Source organism: Pseudomonas sp. RA_15y_Pfl2_54, assembly GCF_963971015.1.
GTDB lineage: Bacteria > Pseudomonadota > Gammaproteobacteria > Pseudomonadales > Pseudomonadaceae > Aquipseudomonas > Aquipseudomonas baetica_A.
This window is the reverse complement of sequence record NZ_CAXAPN010000026.1, coordinates 86,747-103,082: the sequence shown is the minus strand read 5'-3', so window position 1 is coordinate 103,082 and position 16,336 is coordinate 86,747. Positions and strand designations below refer to the sequence as shown.

The window sequence follows — 16,336 nt, the reverse complement described above, 5'->3', positions numbered from 1 at the left end:
CAGGCCTGAAACTGCTGGCCGTTTGAGTAGCCGGCATCGGCCGTCACGCTCAGGGCTTCTTGTTCCAGCTGTTCTTTGGCGGCCTTGGCCATTGGCTCCAGTTGTTTTCGGTCGTCGCCGTCCTGGGTCACTTCATGGTGCAAAATCAGGCAATGTGCGGCATCCACGGCGGTTTGTACGTTGTAGGCCACCCGCGGCCCTTTGGGCGTGCGCATCATACGAGCATCGCTTTCGTGGGTGTTGAACTGCTCCAGGCCCATCGAGTTCATCAGCGCTTGGCAGCTCTGATTGTCCTGCTGCCGAACTTCAAGCTGCGCCAGTGCTGTTTTGATCGCGCCGCGATCAACCACCTCTCCCATCTCGGTCTTGTCAGCCTCATCCAGCTCGGCCAGATACTGAGCGATGCGCTTATCCAGCTTCTCTTCCTGACGCTTGAGCTGCTTGAGGTTCGTGTGGCGCCGCGAGGAAGCGACAGCCTGAAACTTGCTGCCATCGATGGCCACCAAGTCGCCTGCGATCAGACCCGCCATGCGGCAAAACCGAACGAAGGCACGGCACGTCGCCACAAAGGCGAGTTTGTTGTTTTTGCGAAAGTCGGCGATGGTCTTGAAATCGGGTTTGAGCCGGTTGATCAGCCACATCACTTCGACGTTGCGCTGACACTCGACCTCAAGTCGGCGTGAGGAGCGAAGCCGTTGGAAATAGCCGTAGAGATAGAGTTTTAGCTGATCGGCAGGATCATAAGAGGGGCGCCCGGTGCCTTTGGGCAACGCTTTGTCAAAGCCCAGTTGCACCAGATCCAGCTTGGCGACGTAGAGGTCGATCACACGAACGAGGTGATCCTCGGGGATCAGTTCCTCCAGCGAGGCCGGGAACACGCTGGTCTGGCTGCGGGACACTCCTTGGATGTAGGCCATAACGAAAAATGCTCCGTATCTTTCGATACGGAGCATTTTCATTGAGCGCTGCGCAGATTGCTAGGTTTTCACACAGTCTGCGAAGGTGCCGTTTTCATGTCTAGCCAGCCGAACAATCAGCCAGCCAGACCCGCCTGCTGCACCAGTGTCAGCAATGGTTGCGGGTAAACGCCGAGGAAGAACGCAACCAGGGCGATGGCCAGCAGCATCACGCCGCCTGCCTTCTGTTCCCAGTGCAATTGCGCATCGTGGCGGCGCAGGTTCGGCTCGATCAGGTACAGGGTGACCATCACGCGCAGGTAGTAGAACACGCCGATGGCGCTGCCCAGTACCAGCGAACCTACCAGCCACCATTGGTGCGACTCGACACCGGTAGCGATAATGTAGAACTTGCCGATGAAGCCTGCGGTCAGCGGGATACCGGCCAGGGACAGCATCATCACGGTCAGTACGGCGGTCAGGTACGGACGGCGCCAGAACAGGCCGCGGTACTCATACAGTGCATCGGCGTCGCGGCCGTTGTACGGCGAGGACATCAGAGTGATCACGCCGAACGCGCCGAGGCTGGTGATCACGTAGGTGACCAGGTAGACGCCGATGGCTTCCACTGCCAGACCCTTGCTCGCCACCAGTGCAATCAGCAGGTAGCCGAAGTGCGCGATGGACGAGTAACCGAGCAGACGCTTGAGGTTGCTCTGGGTCAAGGCCAGCAGGTTACCGAACAGGATCGAGGCAATCGCGATGACGGTCAGCACGTCGCTCAGTACACCACTGCTCGCGGCAGGGGAGATCTGGAACAGACGCACCATCACCGCAAACACGGCCACTTTTGAAGCGGTCGCAAGGAACGCAGCCACCGGTGCTGGAGCACCTTCATACACGTCCGGCGTCCACAGGTGGAACGGTACCAGCGACAGCTTGAACGCCAGACCGATCAGCATCATGCCCAGGCCCAGTTGCGCCAGCGAGCTTGGCAGGCCGGTCGCGGCCAGCGCTTGACCGATACCGACGAAGCTCAGCGAACCGGAGTCTGCGTACAGCAGCGCCATACCAAACAACAGGAACGCGGAACCGGCGGCCGACAGCACCATGTATTTGATGCCGGCTTCCAGCGAACGCTTGTTGAAGAAGGCGTAAGCCACCAGACCGTAGACCGGCACCGACAGCAGTTCCAGACCGATGAACAAACCGGCCAGGTGCTGCGCGCTGACCAGAACCAGACCACCGGCGGCGGCCATCAGGATCAGCAGGTACAGTTCTTCACGGTTGCCCGGGTAACCCGAACCGCCATCGCCCAGGTAGGCGTGGGCGAGGGTGACGCAAGCGAGGGTGGCGACCAGGATCAGCGCCATGTACAGGCAAGCGAACGAGTCGATTTGCAGCAATGGCGTTACGGCCAGAGGCGCGACTTTCAGGGCTGGCAGGATCGACAGCAAGGCCAGGTTCAGACCAGCCACCGAGATCAGGAAGGTCTGCGAGTGGTTGCGGCGCCAGGCGATTGCCAGCATCACCACGATAATGGTGAGGCTGGTGATCAACAGTGGCGCAAGCGCAATAAAGTGTTGAATCGTAAATTCCATAGCGCTCTTACCGGGCCGAAGCGAGTTGAGTGAAGGCGGTGCCGAGCCACTGCTGTACGCCATGCATCGTGGCGGCAGAAGTGTCGAGGAACGGTTGCGGGTAGACGCCGAGGTAAATCAGCAGTACCGCAAGGCCCAGCACCATGATCAGTTCGCGAGCGTCCATGCCGTGCAGGATCGAATCCGATTTGGACGGACCGAAATAAGCACGGTGGATCATGATCAGCGAATAGACCGAGCCGAACACCAGACCGGACGTGGCAATCGCAGTGATCCATGGAGCGCTGGCGAACGTACCGATCAGGATCAGGAACTCGCCGACGAAGTTACCGGTACCCGGCAGACCCAACGAAGCGGCTGCGAAGAACAGGCTGATCGCTGGCAGATAAGCGATACGCGACCACACACCGCCCATCTCACGCATGTCACGAGTGTGCAGACGCTCGTACAACTGACCGCTGAGGATAAACAGTGCCGCCGCCGACACACCGTGCGCGAGCATCTGGATCACAGCGCCTTGCAGCGCCAGTTGGCTGCCGGAGTAGATGCCGATCAACACGAAGCCCATGTGGGAAACGGACGAGAAGGCGATCAGACGCTTGATGTCGGTTTGCGCGAATGCCAGGAACGCACCGTAGAAGATCCCGATCAGACCAAGGGTCATGGCGATCGGCGCGAACTCGGCCGAGGCATTCGGGAACAGCGGCAGGGCGAAACGCAGCAGACCGTAGGCCGCGGTTTTCAGCAAGATACCGGCGAGGTCGACGGAACCGGCAGTCGGCGCCTGGGCGTGGGCATCAGGCAACCACGAGTGGAACGGTACGACCGGCAGCTTGACCGCGAAGGCGATGAAGAAGCCGAGCATCAGGATGTACTCGGTGGTCATCGACATCTTGGTTTTCAACAGGTCGGCGTAGTTGAAGGTAATCACGCCGGTGTTGTTGAAGTTGACCAGCACCAGACCAAGGATCGCCACCAGCATGATCAGGCCGGACGCCTGAGTGAAGATGAAGAACTTGGTGGCGGCGTAGATCCGGGTTTTCTTGCCGTCCGAAGAACTGTGACCCCAGAGCGCGATGAGGAAGTACATCGGCACCAGCATCATTTCCCAGAAGAAGAAGAACATGAACAGGTCGAGGGCGAGGAACACGCCGACAACGCCGCCCAGGATCCACATCAGGTTCAAGTGGAAGAAGCCAACGTGACGTTGAATCTCTTTCCACGAGCAGAGTACCGAGAGGATACCCAGCAGGCCGGTCAGCAGGATCATCAACAGCGACAGGCCGTCGAGGGCCAGGTGCACGTTGATGCCGAAGCGCTGGATCCAGACGTGCTTGAACTCAAGCGCCCAGGTCGGATCGGCGCCAGGCGCCGGAGCAAATGAATAGTCACCGTGGGCCCACAGCCAGAGGCCGAGGGCGAGTTCCAGGGTCATGGTCAACAGCGCAATCCAGCGGGGCAGGGTAGCGCCGAAGCGCTCACCCATCCAGCACAGCAGGCCGCCGATGAAGGGGATCAGGATTAGCCAAGGCAGAATCATGACGGGCTCGTTTCCTTTCGCAAATTCGCAAGGTTCATATCAGACCGCTACCAGCACGATGGCGCCGATTACCAGCACGGCACCAGCAGCCATGGAAGCCGCATACCAACGCAGTTGACCGGTCTCGGTGCGACTCAGGGCAGTGTGACCGCCCTTGGCCATACGCGGGATCAGACCGATGGTCTGGTCGAGCGGGTCTTTGCGCAGTACGTGGCTGATCGCAAGGTAAGGCTTGACGAACAGTTTGTCGTAGATCCAGTCGAAGCCCCAGGCAGCGAACCACCAGGCCGAAAGGAAACGGCCGATGCCGCTGTTGGCGATTGCCGTCACGAAGCGACGCTTGCCGAGGAACAGCAGGGCCGCCAGCAGGATACCGGCCAGGGCGATGGCGCCCGACGCGATTTCCAGGCTGTGCTTGGCTTCGCCACCCGCATGACCAACGCTTTGCGGCAGTACGCCGTGCAGCGGTGGCACGATCATGGCGCCGACGAATGTCGACAATACGATCAGCACCGACAGTGGCAGCCAGTGAGCGATGCCGTGACCGGCGTGAGCTTCGGTCTTGGCTTCACCGTGGAACGTGATGAAGATCAGGCGGAAGGTGTACAGCGAGGTCATGAACGCACCGACCAGGCCGGCATAGAGCAAGCCGTGATTGCCGCTGGCGAACGCTTCCCAGAGGATTTCGTCCTTGGAGTAGAAGCCTGCGGTCAACAGTGGCAGGGCGGACAACGCCGCGCCGCCGACGATGAAGCTGGCGTAGGCCAGTGGCAGTTTCTTCCACAGACCGCCCATCTTGAAGATGTTCTGCTCGTGGTGGCAGGCAACGATCACCGCACCGGAAGCCAGGAACAGCAGGGCCTTGAAGAAGGCGTGGGTCATCAGGTGGAAAATCGCGCCATCCCATGCACCGACGCCCAACGCCAGGAACATGTAGCCGATCTGGCTCATGGTCGAGTAGGCGAGGATACGTTTGATGTCGGTTTGCACCAGTGCTGCGAAACCTGCCAGCACCAGCGTCACACCGCCCACGATGCCAACCAGGTGCAGGATGTCCGGCGCCAGGGTGAACAGACCGTGGGTACGGGCGATCAGGTAGACACCGGCGGTTACCATGGTGGCAGCGTGGATCAGTGCCGAAACCGGCGTCGGGCCAGCCATCGCGTCCGCGAGCCAGGTTTGCAGTGGCAGTTGTGCCGATTTACCGACCGCACCGCCCAGCAGCATCAGGGTCGCCAACGTGATCCAGAAATCGCCGACCTGGAATTTCTGCGGTGCCAGCACCAGCAGTTCCTGGATGTTCAACGTGCCCACTTGCTGGAACAGGATGAACAGGCCGATGGCCATGAACACGTCGCCGATGCGGGTCACGATGAAGGCCTTGAGTGCGGCGTTCCCGTTGTTGCGGTTGCTGTAGTAGAAACCGATCAACAGGTACGAGCACAGGCCCACGCCTTCCCAGCCGAAGTACAGGAACAACAGGTTATCGCCCAGTACCAGGAACAGCATGCTGGCGATAAACAGGTTGGTGTACGAGAAGAAGCGCGAGTAACCCGCTTCGCCGCGCATGTACCAGGACGCGAACAGGTGGATCAGGAAACCTACACCGACAACCACGCCGAGCATGGTGATCGACAGGCCATCGACGTAGAGGGCGAAGTCAGGCTTGAAGCCTTCGACCGCCATCCACTTCCACAGTACCAGCGTGTAGTGACCGCCTTCGGGTGGCGCGACGTTGAATTGCCAGATGACGTAGGCGGCGACAATCGCCGACAAGCCAATGGAACCCACGCCGATCAGCGCCGAGAGGTTTTCCGACCAGCGTCCACGGGAGAACGACAGCAGCAGGAAACCGATCAGAGGGAATACGAAAGTCAGAAAGATAAGATTCATCCGCGCATCTCACTGGCAGCGTCGATATCGAGCGTGTGGAAGCGGCGATACAGTTGCAGCAGGATCGCCAGACCAATACTGGCCTCGGCGGCTGCAAGGCTGATCACCAGGATGAACATGATCTGTCCATCCGGCTGGCCCCAACGGGCGCCTGCAACAATGAACGCCAGTGCCGAGGCGTTCATCATTACTTCCAGACTCATCAACACGAACAAAATGTTGCGGCGGACCATCAGGCCGACCAGACCAAGGCAGAACAGGATGCCGGCGACGGCTAATCCATGTTCGAGAGGGATAGCAGGCATGTCTTACTCCTTCGCCTCGTTACGGCCCAAATGGAACGCCGTGACGGCTGCGGCGAGCAGCAGCATCGAGGCGAGTTCGACCACCAGCAGATACGGGCCGAACAGGCTGACGCCCACGGCTTTTGCATCGACGGTGGTGTGGCCGATGGCCTGACCGCTCTGGTGAGCGAACAGCACATACAGCAGTTCGGCCAGCAGCAAGGCTGCGAGAATCACCGGCCCTGCCCAGATGCCGGGCTTGAGCCAGGTACGTTCCTGCTGAACCGAGGCCGGGCCCAGGTTCAGCATCATCACCACGAACACGAACAGCACCATGATGGCGCCGGCGTAGGCGATCACTTCCAGCACGCCGGCGAACGGGGCGCCGAGTGCGAAGAAGGTCATGGCCACGGCGATCAACGAGATAATCAGGTAGAGCAGGGCGTGCACAGGGTTGGTGTTGGTGATCACGCGTAGCGTGGACACAACCGCGATACCCGATGCGAAATAGAAAGCGAATTCCATCGTTCTTCCTTAAGGCAGCAAGCTCTTCACGTTGATCGGTTCGGCTTCGTTCTGCGCGCTGCCTTTGGGCTTGCCAGCGATTGCCATACCTGCAACACGATAGAAGTTGTAATCAGGGTTTTTGCCGGGGCCAGAGATCAAAAGATCTTCTTTCTCGTACACCAGGTCCTGACGTTTGAACTCGGCCATCTCGAAATCCGGCGTCAGCTGGATCGCGGTGGTCGGGCAGGCTTCCTCGCAGAGACCGCAGAAAATGCAGCGCGAGAAGTTGATACGGAAGAAGTCCGGGTACCAGCGACCGTCTTCGGTTTCCGCTTTCTGCAGCGAGATGCAACCCACCGGGCAAGCCACGGCGCAGAGGTTGCAGGCAACGCAACGCTCTTCGCCATCGGGGTCACGGGTCAGGACGATGCGGCCACGGTAGCGTGGCGGCAGGTAGACCTGCTCTTCCGGATATTGCAGGGTGTCACGCTTGCGAAAGCCATGGCCGAAGACCATGACCAGGCTGCGCAACTGGGTACCAGTACCCTTAACGATGTCGCCAATATATTTGAACATGGGTCAAATCCTCACTGAACCGCAACCGCAGGTGTGTTCCACAACACAACCGCAGCGGTTATCAGCAAATTGATCAGGGTCAGTGGCAGGCAGAATTTCCAGCTGAAATCCATCACCTGGTCATAACGCGGACGCGGAATGGAAGCGCGCAGCAGGATGAACAGCATGATGAAGAACGCGGTCTTCAGTGCGAACCAGACGAACGCCAGTTGCGGCAGGATGCCGAACGGACCGTGCCAGCCACCGAAGAACAGGGTGACCAGCAGCGCCGAGATCAGGATGATGCCGATGTATTCACCGACGAAAAACATGCCCCATTTCATACCGGCGTATTCAATGTGGTAACCGTCGGCCAGTTCCTGTTCCGCTTCCGGCTGGTCGAATGGGTGACGGTGAGTCACGGCGACGCCAGCAATGAAGAAGGTACAGAAGCCGAAGAACTGCGGAATGATGAACCACAGGTTCTGCGCCTGGTACTCGACGATGTCGCGCATGTTGAACGAGCCGACCTGAACCACGATGCCCATCAGGGCCAGGCCCATGAACACTTCGTAGGACACGGTCTGCGCCGAGGCACGCAAGCTGCCGAGCAGGGCGAACTTGTTGTTGCTCGACCAGCCGGCGAACAGCACCGCGTAGACCGACAGACCGGCCATGGCGAAGAAGAACAGCAGGCCGATGTTCAGATCCGCCACGCCCCAGGTCGGGGTGATCGGGATGATCGCAAACGCGATCAGCAGGGCGGACATGGCCACCACCGGCGCCAAAGTGAAGATCACTTTGTCGGCAAACGGCGGGGTCCAGTCTTCCTTGAAGAACATCTTGAGCATGTCGGCGGCGATCTGGAACATACCAAACGGGCCAACGCGGTTCGGACCGTAACGGTCCTGCCACCAGCCCAGCAGGCGACGTTCGACAAAGCTGAGCAACGCACCCGCGACCACAACGGCCAGCAGAATCACGATGGCTTTGACGACCGAGAGGATCACATCGATCACTTCAGGGGTGAACCAGGTCATTGCGCTGCCTCCTGCAGACCGTCGACGGATACGCCGGCGAATGCCGGTGGAATGCCAGCGATGCCCGCAGGCAATGCCACCAGACCTGCGCCCAGTTCTTCATTGATACGCAATGGCAGACGCAGGGTCTGGCCGGCCACGTTCAGGCTCAGCAGGGCACCGTCGTTGACGCCCAGACGATCGGCTTCGGACTTGGCCAGTGCAACGTATGGCGCCGGAATGCGCTCTTGTACCGGAGCGGCTTTCGAAGAGTTCTCTTCGCTGCCGAACAGGTGGAAGAACGGCACGGCTTGCCAGGTGCCCGGCGCCGGGTTGAACGCACGTGGAGCGGCAGCGAACCAGTTCAGCGAATCACCGGTGCTTTCGATCAGGCGGGTACCCGGGTCGCCAGCGCGGATGTGACCACCGACTTCGTCCTGGAACTTGTTCCAGGCCTGCGGCGAGTTCCAGCCCGGCGACCAGGCGAATGGCACCTGCTGACGCGGTTCGACGGAGCCCGAGTAACCTTCCATGGAGAAGGCGAACGCGGTGTCTTTGTCTTGCGGAGTACGCGGTTCGTGAACGCTGATGTCGGCGCGCATCGCGGTGCGACCGGAATAACGCAGCGGCTCACGCGCCAGTTTCAGACCCTTGATGCGAAACGCAGCAGACGGTGCAGCGTCGACGATACGTGCCAGTTGCTCGGTGCTCGACGCCACGGCCGCGGTGACGTGGTCCAGTTGCGTCCAGTCGATCGGCTGGTTCAGCAGGGTCGCGCGCAGGGCGTGCAGCCAGCGCCAGCCTTCGTGAACCAGAATGCTTGCGTCCATGTATTGCGGGTCGAAAACCTGGAAGAAGCGCTGGGCGCGACCTTCCTGGCTGACCAGCGTACCGTCGCCTTCAGCGAAGCTGGCCGCCGGCAGAACCAGATGCGCGCGGTCGCTGGTGGCAGTCTTCTGATGGTCGGCAACGATCACCACTTTCGCAGCGTTCAGTGCGGCATCGACCTTGGCTTTCGAGGTGCGGGTGTACAGGTCGTTTTCCAGCACGACGATGGCGTCAGCCTGGCCGTCGATCACGGCTTGCAGCGCAGCATCCACCGATTCGCCACCGAGCATGGCCAGACCGAGGCTGTTGGCTTCCGACACGATCAGGCTGATCGAGCCGTTCTTCTCGCGCAGCTTCAGAGCCTTGGCGATGTTTGCCGCCGCTTCGATCAGGGCTTTGGAGCCCAGCGAAGTACCGGCGATGATCAGCGGACGCTTGGCTTTGATCAGGGCGTCGGCAATGCGCTTGGCCAGTTCCAGAGCTTCAGCGTCCAGACCTTCAACGGCAGGGGCGCTGGCATCCAGAGCGTGAGCCACGGCGAAACCGATGCGCGCCAGATCGTCGGGAGCGGCGTGAACGCACTCTTCGGCGATGTCGTCGAGCTTGGTTTCAGCCAGGCTGGCGATGAACAGCGGGTTCAGCGCGTGCTGACCGATGTTTTTCACAGCGGCGTCGAGCCATGGCTGGACGCGCATGGCTTCGGCCATGTCTTCAGCCTTGCCTTTGACCGACTGACGCAGGGCCAGGGCCATACGGGCGGCGGTCTGGGTCAGGTCTTCACCGAGGACGAATACGGCGTCGTGGTCTTCGATGTCGCGCATGTTCGGCACGGGCAACGGGCTGTCTTTGAGCACTTGCAGAACCAGACGGATGCGCTCCAGTTCGGACGCTTCGATACCGGAGTAGAAGTGCTCGGCGCCAACCAGTTCACGCAGCGCGTAGTTGCTTTCGAGGCTGGCACGCGGCGAACCGATACCGACGATGTTGCGCCCGCGCAGCAGATCGGCAGCCTTGTCCAGCGCCTGATCCAGGCCCAGTTTCGTGCCGTCGGCCAGCAGCGGCTGACGTGGACGGTCGGTGCGGTTGACGTAGCCATAACCGAAACGGCCACGGTCGCACAGGAAGTACTGGTTCACCGAACCGTTGAAACGGTTTTCGATGCGACGCAGTTCGCCGTAACGCTCGCCCGGAGAGATGTTGCAACCGCTCGAGCAGCCATGGCAGATGCTCGGCGCGAACTGCATGTCCCATTTACGGTTGTAGCGCTCGGAGTGAGTCTTGTCGGTGAACACACCGGTCGGGCAGACCTCGGTGAGGTTGCCGGAGAACTCGCTTTCGAGGGTGCCGTCTTCAACGCGACCGAAGTACACGTTGTCGTGGGCGCCGAACACCCCGAGGTCGGTGCCGCCGGCGTAGTCCTTGTAGAAACGCACGCAGCGGTAGCAAGCGATGCAGCGGTTCATTTCGTGGGAAATGAACGGGCCCAGTTGCTGGTTCTGGTGGGTGCGTTTGGTGAAGCGATAACGGCGCTCGTTGTGGCCGGTCATCACGGTCATGTCTTGCAGGTGGCAATGACCGCCTTCTTCGCACACCGGGCAGTCGTGCGGGTGGTTGGTCATCAGCCATTCGACAACACTGGCGCGGAACGCCTTGGATTCTTCATCGTCGATGGAGATCCAGGTGTTATCGGTGGCAGGTGTCATGCAGGACATGACGATGCGACCACGGGTGTCGTTCTCGTCGGTGTACTGCTTGACCGCACACTGGCGGCAGGCCCCGACGCTACCAAGCGCCGGGTGCCAGCAGAAATAAGGGATGTCGAGGCCCAGCGACAGACATGCCTGTAACAGGTTGTCTGCCCCGTCGACTTCGAGCGCTTTGCCGTCTACGTGGATAGTGGCCATGGTTCAAAGGTCTTCGTTGGCCCGGTGTCAGCGGGCGTGGCTAATGGAATCTTGTTGTCCGTCCGAATCCAGTCAGCCCCGAAAGGCGTCATCGGACGAAAGGCGAAGGGCACGGACCCTTCGCCTTTTTAAGCGTTTACGCGCCGATTACGATCGGCCTTGCCAGAGGCGGGACGGCGGCGCTGACTGGCGCGATACCGGCTTCGAACTCTGGACGGAAGTATTTGATGGCACTGCCCAACGGCTCCACGGCACCCGGTGCGTGAGCACAGAAGGTCTTGCCCGGGCCGAGGAAGTTGACCAGCCCCAGCAGGGTCTCGATGTCGCCTGGCTGACCGCGGCCTTCTTCGATGGCCATCAAGAGCTTGACGCTCCATGGCAAGCCATCGCGGCACGGGGTGCAGAAACCGCACGACTCGCGAGCGAAGAACTGCTCCATGTTGCGCAGCAGCGAGACCATGTTGACGCTGTCGTCCACCGCCATGGCCAGGCCGGTACCCATACGGGTGCCCACTTTGGCGATGCCGCCGGCGTACATTTGGGCGTCGAGGTGTTCAGGCAGGAGGAAACCGGTACCGGCGCCACCTGGCTGCCAGGCCTTGAGCTTGAAGCCGTCGCGCATGCCGCCGGCGTAGTCTTCGAACAGCTCGCGACCGGTCACGCCGAACGGCAGTTCCCACAGGCCAGGATTCTTCACCTTGCCGGAGAAGCCCATGAGCTTGGTGCCCATGTCTTCACTGCCTTCGCGGGCCAACGATTTGTACCAGTCAACGCCGTCGGCAATGATCCCCGGCACGTTGCACAGGGTTTCAACGTTGTTCACGCACGTCGGCTTGCCCCACACGCCCACGGCGGCAGGGAAGGGCGGCTTGGAGCGCGGGTTGGCACGGCGGCCTTCGAGGGAGTTGATCAGTGCGGTTTCTTCACCGCAGATGTAACGCCCGGCGCCGGTGTGGACGAACAGTTCGAAATCAAAACCGCTGCCCAGAATGTTCTTGCCCAGCAGGCCTGCTGCCTTGGCTTCTTCCACGGCACGGTTGAGGTGCTTGGCGGCGGTGGTGTATTCGCCACGCAGGAAGATGTAGCCACGGTAGGTTTTCAGTGCGCGAGCACTGATCAGCATGCCTTCGATCAGCAGATGGGGCAGTTGCTCCATCAGCATGCGGTCTTTCCAGGTGTTGGGCTCCATTTCATCCGCGTTGCACAGCAGGTAGCGGATGTTGATGGATTCGTCTTTGGGCATCAGGCCCCACTTCACGCCAGTGGGGAAGCCTGCACCGCCGCGACCTTTGAGGCCTGCGTCTTTCACGGTCTGGACGATGTCGTCCTGAGCCATGTCGGCGAAGGCTTTGCGCGCAGCGGCGTAACCGTTCTTGGCCTGGTATTCGTCGAGCCATACCGCTTCGCCGTCGTCACGCAGACGCCAGGTCAGCGGGTGAGTCTCGGCCGAACGCTTGATGCGGTTGGCCGGGCCGAAAGATGTCAGGGTCATACGTAGCCCTCGAGCAGTTTGGCAACGCCAGCAGGCTGCACATCACCAAAGGTGTCGTCGTCGATCATCAGCGCCGGTGCCTTGTCGCAGTTGCCGAGGCAGCAGACAGGCAGCAGGGTGAAACGACCGTCGGTGGTGGTCTGACCCAGGCCGATGCCCAGATTGTTCTGGATTTCGCTGACCACCGACTCGTGGCCGCCGATGTAGCAGACCATGCTGTCGCAGACGCGAATGATGTGACGGCCGACCGGCTGACGGAAAATCTGGCTGTAGAACGTCGCCACACCTTCAACGTCGCTGGCCGGAATGCCGAGGATCTCGCCGATCGCGTACAAGGCGCCATCTGGCACCCAGCCGCGTTCTTTCTGAACGATCTTCAAGGCTTCGATCGACGCCGCGCGCGGGTCTTCGTAGTGATGCAGCTCGTGCTCGATGGCCGAGCGCTCGGTTTCACTGAGGGTGAAACGGTCTGTCTGGATAAGCGTGCTGTTCATGCTTAGCGGTCCACGTCGGCCATAACGAAGTCGATACTACCCAGGTACGCAATCATGTCCGCGACCATGCTGCCTTTGATCACCGAAGGGATCTGTTGCAGATGCGGGAAACTCGGAGTGCGGATCCGGGTACGGTAGCTCATGGTGCCGCCGTCGCTCGTCAGGTAATAACTGTTGATGCCCTTGGTCGCTTCGATCATCTGGAAGGATTCGTTGGCCGGCATGACCGGGCCCCACGAAACTTGCAGGAAGTGCGTGATCAGGGTTTCGATGTGCTGCAGCGTGCGTTCTTTGGGCGGCGGCGTGGTCAGCGGGTGATCCGCCTTGTACGGGCCTTCCGGCATGTTGCGCATGCACTGGTCGATGATCTTGATGCTTTGGCGCATCTCTTCGACGCGGACCATGCAGCGATCATAGGCATCGCCATTGGCCGCCAGCGGCACTTCGAACTCGAAGTTTTCGTAGCCGGAGTATGGACGCGCTTTACGCAGGTCGAAGTCGCAACCGGTCGAACGCAGGCCCGCACCGGTGACGCCCCATTCCAGGGCTTCTTTGGTGTTGTACTGGGCAACGCCGATGGTACGACCTTTGAGGATGCTGTTCTGCAGTGCCGCCTTGGTGTATTCGTCGAGGCGTTTTGGCAGCCATTCAACGAAATCTTTCACCAGTTTTTCCCAGCCGCGTGGCAGGTCGTGTGCGACGCCGCCGATGCGGTACCAGGCCGGGTGCAGACGGAAACCGGTAATGGCTTCAATCACCGTGTAAGCCTTCTGGCGGTCGGTGAAGGTGAAGAACACCGGGGTCATCGCACCAACGTCCTGGATGTAAGTACCCAGGAACAGCAGGTGGCTGGTGATCCGGAAGAACTCGGCCATCATGATGCGGATGACGTCGACCTTCTCTGGCACCTTGATGCCGGCCAGCTTCTCGACCGAGAGCACGTACGGCAGGTTGTTCATCACACCGCCGAGGTAGTCGATACGGTCGGTGTAAGGAATGAAGCTGTGCCAGGACTGACGCTCGGCCATCTTCTCGGCGCCACGGTGGTGGTAACCGATGTCCGGCACGCAGTCGACGATCTCTTCACCGTCCAGTTGCAGGATGATGCGGAACGCACCGTGAGCCGAAGGGTGGTTCGGCCCCAGGTTGAGGAACATGTAGTCCTCGTTCGGCCCGGAACGCTTCATGCCCCAGTCTTCAGGGCGGAAGCGCGCGGCTTCTTCCTCAAGCTGTTGTTTGGCCAGGTTCAGGCTGTACGGATCGAATTCGGTGGCGCGCGCCGGGAAGTCCTTGCGCAGCGGGTGACCTTCCCAGGTCGGCGGCATCATGATGCGCGACAGGTGCGGGTGGCCTTTGAAGTCGATGCCGTACATGTCCCAGACTTCGCGCTCGTACCAGTTGGCGTTTGGCCAGATGCTGGTGACGGTCGGCAAGCTCAGGTCGCTTTCGGACAAGGCGACCTTGATCATCACGTCACTATTACGCTCAAGCGACATGAGGTGATAGAACACGGTGAATTCGGCGTCCGAAGGCAGCCCTTGACGCTTGGTGCGCAGACGCTCGTCCACGCCGTGCAGGTCATAGAGCATGACGTACGGCTTGGGCAGGTTGCGCAGGAAAGTCAGGACTTCGACGAGTTTGGCGCGCGCCACCCACAGCACCGGCATACCGGTGCGGGTCGACTGAGCGGTGAACGCTTCGGCGCCAAAACGGTTGTTCAATTCAACGACCACATCCTGGTCGTCTGCCTTGTAAGGCGGGATGTACAGAGCGCTGCCTGTAGTCATGGTTATTTTTTCGCTTTCGGTCAACGTAAAGAATGAAGCCAGCTTCTCGTTTCTTTGTCAGAACAGATCTGGATCAGACTTCGTCAGGGCTGCGCAGGTTGGTGACTGCGATTCGCTGTTCGCGGCGCGCATCCTTCTGCGAAGGCATGTCGGCGCGATATACGCCTTGATCGCCAACGACCCAGGAAAGCGGACGACGCTCCTTGCCAATCGATTCCTGCAAGAGCATCAAGCCTTGCAGAAATGCTTCCGGACGAGGAGGGCAGCCAGGTACGTAGACGTCCACGGGCAGGAACTTGTCCACCCCTTGAACCACAGAGTAGATGTCGTACATGCCGCCGGAGTTGGCGCACGAACCCATGGAAATCACCCACTTCGGCTCGAGCATCTGCTCGTAGAGACGCTGGATGATCGGCGCCATCTTGATGAAGCAGGTTCCGGCGATAACCATGAAGTCGGCTTGACGCGGCGATGCCCGAATCACTTCGGCGCCAAAGCGCGCGATGTCGTGGGGCGCCGTGAAGGCGGTGGTCATTTCCACGTAGCAGCACGACAAGCCAAAGTTGTACGGCCACAGGGAGTTCTTGCGTCCCCAGTTGACCGCGCCACTCAGCACGTCTTCCAGCTTGCCCATGAAAATGTTTTTGTGAACTTGATCCTCTAACGGATCGGAAACGGTTTCCCGTTCGCCAATCGGATACTGCTCGTTAGGAGCATCGGGGTCGATCCTGGTGAGATTGTATTGCATTGCCAAAGCCTCATTGTTTCAGCTTCGCTTGCCTCTTGCGACGAGCTTCCGGAGCCCAGTCAAGGGCGCCCACTCGGAACAGGTAGACAAGACCTGCCAACAGAATTGCTATGAAAACGAGAGCTTCGACGAATCCGGTCCAGCCGCTTTCGCGGACGGACACAGACCATGCAAAGAGAAAGAGGGCTTCGATATCGAAGATCACGAACAGCATCGCGACCAGATAGAATTTGGCTGAGAGCCGCAAGCGGGCGCCACCGGTAGGTAGCATGCCGGACTCGAACGGTTCATTTTTGCTGCGGCCCCAGGCTTTTGACCCGAGGAGGCTGGAGACACCGAGCATGAAGGCACACAGGCCGACTACACCCAGAAGGAAAATGGCAAAGCCCCAGTTGTGGGCCATGAGTCCTGTCGCTTCGGGCATGCTGGTAATCCTTAACAGAGAGCAAAGGTCTCTGAGCTTGATAAAGAAATAAAGCAGTGACGATATGTCGCAGCAATCAATCGCGCTGATTTTATGGCTAAACACCCTGCAAGTAAAATTCCTATAGCGAAATTATTTATTGGAATAAGGACATAGCGCACCTCGAATGCCCCGTAGCCCAAGCATAGCGGGCATTAGCCGGGTTTCTGCGAATTATGTTTTGTGGGAAATGTAACGAACATAGTTACTTCGAAATGATAATTGATATCGTTTGGAGTGATTTTTAAACTGTTTAGCGGGGCAGTAATCAGGAAGTTGTCTTATATGCCCGTTACTGCAAGTAGCGGTATCGCCCGTTTTAAAC

Annotated in this window: 14 protein-coding genes; all 14 read right to left on the bottom strand. The window is 59.8% G+C overall.

Annotation, left to right across the window (positions count from 1 at the left end; all coding sequences use genetic code 11):
- The coding region (locus tag AACY50_RS19205) for a transposase (RefSeq protein ID WP_339539013.1) at positions 1 to 917 on the bottom strand (917 nt) is incomplete at its 3' end.
- 116 nt (positions 918 to 1,033) lie between these two features.
- Positions 1,034 to 2,497 carry an NADH-quinone oxidoreductase subunit NuoN gene (nuoN, locus tag AACY50_RS19200; RefSeq protein ID WP_008082842.1) on the bottom strand — a complete coding sequence of 488 codons (1,464 nt, stop codon included), beginning with the start codon at positions 2,495 to 2,497 and terminating at the stop codon, positions 1,034 to 1,036.
- Between the two features lie 7 nt (positions 2,498 to 2,504).
- A complete protein-coding gene (nuoM, locus tag AACY50_RS19195) occupies positions 2,505 to 4,037 on the bottom strand; it encodes an NADH-quinone oxidoreductase subunit M (protein ID WP_339539012.1) in 1,533 nt (510 codons plus the stop codon).
- 39 nt (positions 4,038 to 4,076) lie between these two features.
- A complete protein-coding gene (gene nuoL, locus AACY50_RS19190) occupies positions 4,077 to 5,930 on the bottom strand; it encodes an NADH-quinone oxidoreductase subunit L (protein ID WP_339434124.1) in 1,854 nt (617 codons plus the stop codon).
- Entirely contained in the window at positions 5,927 to 6,235 is a 309-nt protein-coding gene (nuoK, locus tag AACY50_RS19185) for an NADH-quinone oxidoreductase subunit NuoK (RefSeq protein WP_003223790.1), read from the bottom strand. Before nuoK ends, nuoL begins: the two co-directional genes overlap by 4 nt.
- 3 nt (positions 6,236 to 6,238) lie before the next feature.
- Positions 6,239 to 6,739: an NADH-quinone oxidoreductase subunit J gene (gene nuoJ, locus AACY50_RS19180; protein WP_339434123.1), complete on the bottom strand. Its 501-nt coding sequence runs from the start codon at positions 6,737 to 6,739 to the stop codon at positions 6,239 to 6,241.
- 9 nt (positions 6,740 to 6,748) lie between these two features.
- Positions 6,749 to 7,297, bottom strand: coding sequence for an NADH-quinone oxidoreductase subunit NuoI (gene nuoI, locus AACY50_RS19175; RefSeq protein ID WP_221610035.1), 549 nt, complete (start codon positions 7,295 to 7,297; stop codon positions 6,749 to 6,751).
- An 11-nt stretch (positions 7,298 to 7,308) separates the two neighbouring features.
- Positions 7,309 to 8,316: an NADH-quinone oxidoreductase subunit NuoH gene (gene nuoH, locus AACY50_RS19170; RefSeq protein WP_339434122.1), complete on the bottom strand. Its 1,008-nt coding sequence runs from the start codon at positions 8,314 to 8,316 to the stop codon at positions 7,309 to 7,311.
- On the bottom strand, positions 8,313 to 11,027 hold the full coding sequence (nuoG, locus tag AACY50_RS19165) for an NADH-quinone oxidoreductase subunit NuoG (protein WP_339539011.1): 2,715 nt from the start codon (positions 11,025 to 11,027) through the stop codon (positions 8,313 to 8,315). The genes nuoH and nuoG overlap by 4 nt, the downstream gene beginning before the upstream one ends.
- A 136-nt stretch (positions 11,028 to 11,163) precedes the next feature.
- Complete coding sequence (gene nuoF, locus AACY50_RS19160) at positions 11,164 to 12,519, bottom strand: NADH-quinone oxidoreductase subunit NuoF (RefSeq protein ID WP_339539010.1); 1,356 nt, start codon at positions 12,517 to 12,519, stop codon at positions 11,164 to 11,166.
- Positions 12,516 to 13,013 (bottom strand): NADH-quinone oxidoreductase subunit NuoE, encoded by a 498-nt coding sequence (nuoE, locus tag AACY50_RS19155; protein WP_007920186.1) that lies wholly within the window; start codon positions 13,011 to 13,013, stop codon positions 12,516 to 12,518. Before nuoE ends, nuoF begins: the two co-directional genes overlap by 4 nt.
- Before the next feature lie 2 nt (positions 13,014 to 13,015).
- Complete coding sequence (gene nuoC, locus AACY50_RS19150; protein ID WP_339434120.1) at positions 13,016 to 14,800, bottom strand: NADH-quinone oxidoreductase subunit C/D; 1,785 nt, start codon at positions 14,798 to 14,800, stop codon at positions 13,016 to 13,018.
- Positions 14,801 to 14,873: 73 nt separating this feature from the next.
- The gene (locus tag AACY50_RS19145) at positions 14,874 to 15,548 is read right to left on the bottom strand and encodes a NuoB/complex I 20 kDa subunit family protein (protein WP_221730388.1); all 675 of its coding nucleotides are present in this window, start codon (positions 15,546 to 15,548) and stop codon (positions 14,874 to 14,876) included.
- Positions 15,549 to 15,558: 10 nt separating this feature from the next.
- Positions 15,559 to 15,972, bottom strand: a complete 414-nt coding sequence (locus tag AACY50_RS19140; protein WP_003223812.1) for an NADH-quinone oxidoreductase subunit A — start codon at positions 15,970 to 15,972, stop codon at positions 15,559 to 15,561.
- Positions 15,973 to 16,336: the final 364 nt, after the last annotated feature.

Excerpts from the sequence above, each read along its gene's own strand:
- nuoN (WP_008082842.1), bottom strand. The coding sequence starts at position 2,497 with ATGGAATTTACGATTCAACACTTTATTGCGCTTGCGCCACTGTTGATC.
- nuoM (WP_339539012.1), bottom strand. The coding sequence starts at position 4,037 with ATGATTCTGCCTTGGCTAATCCTGATCCCCTTCATCGGCGGCCTGCTG.
- nuoL (WP_339434124.1), bottom strand. The coding sequence starts at position 5,930 with ATGAATCTTATCTTTCTGACTTTCGTATTCCCTCTGATCGGTTTCCTG.
- nuoK (WP_003223790.1), bottom strand. The coding sequence starts at position 6,235 with ATGCCTGCTATCCCTCTCGAACATGGATTAGCCGTCGCCGGCATCCTG.
- nuoJ (WP_339434123.1), bottom strand. The coding sequence starts at position 6,739 with ATGGAATTCGCTTTCTATTTCGCATCGGGTATCGCGGTTGTGTCCACG.
- nuoI (WP_221610035.1), bottom strand. The coding sequence starts at position 7,297 with ATGTTCAAATATATTGGCGACATCGTTAAGGGTACTGGTACCCAGTTG.
- nuoH (WP_339434122.1), bottom strand. The coding sequence starts at position 8,316 with ATGACCTGGTTCACCCCTGAAGTGATCGATGTGATCCTCTCGGTCGTC.
- nuoG (WP_339539011.1), bottom strand. The coding sequence starts at position 11,027 with ATGGCCACTATCCACGTAGACGGCAAAGCGCTCGAAGTCGACGGGGCA.
- nuoF (WP_339539010.1), bottom strand. The coding sequence starts at position 12,519 with ATGACCCTGACATCTTTCGGCCCGGCCAACCGCATCAAGCGTTCGGCC.
- nuoE (WP_007920186.1), bottom strand. The coding sequence starts at position 13,013 with ATGAACAGCACGCTTATCCAGACAGACCGTTTCACCCTCAGTGAAACC.
- nuoC (WP_339434120.1), bottom strand. The coding sequence starts at position 14,800 with ATGACTACAGGCAGCGCTCTGTACATCCCGCCTTACAAGGCAGACGAC.
- AACY50_RS19145 (WP_221730388.1), bottom strand. The coding sequence starts at position 15,548 with ATGCAATACAATCTCACCAGGATCGACCCCGATGCTCCTAACGAGCAG.
- AACY50_RS19140 (WP_003223812.1), bottom strand. The coding sequence starts at position 15,972 with ATGCCCGAAGCGACAGGACTCATGGCCCACAACTGGGGCTTTGCCATT.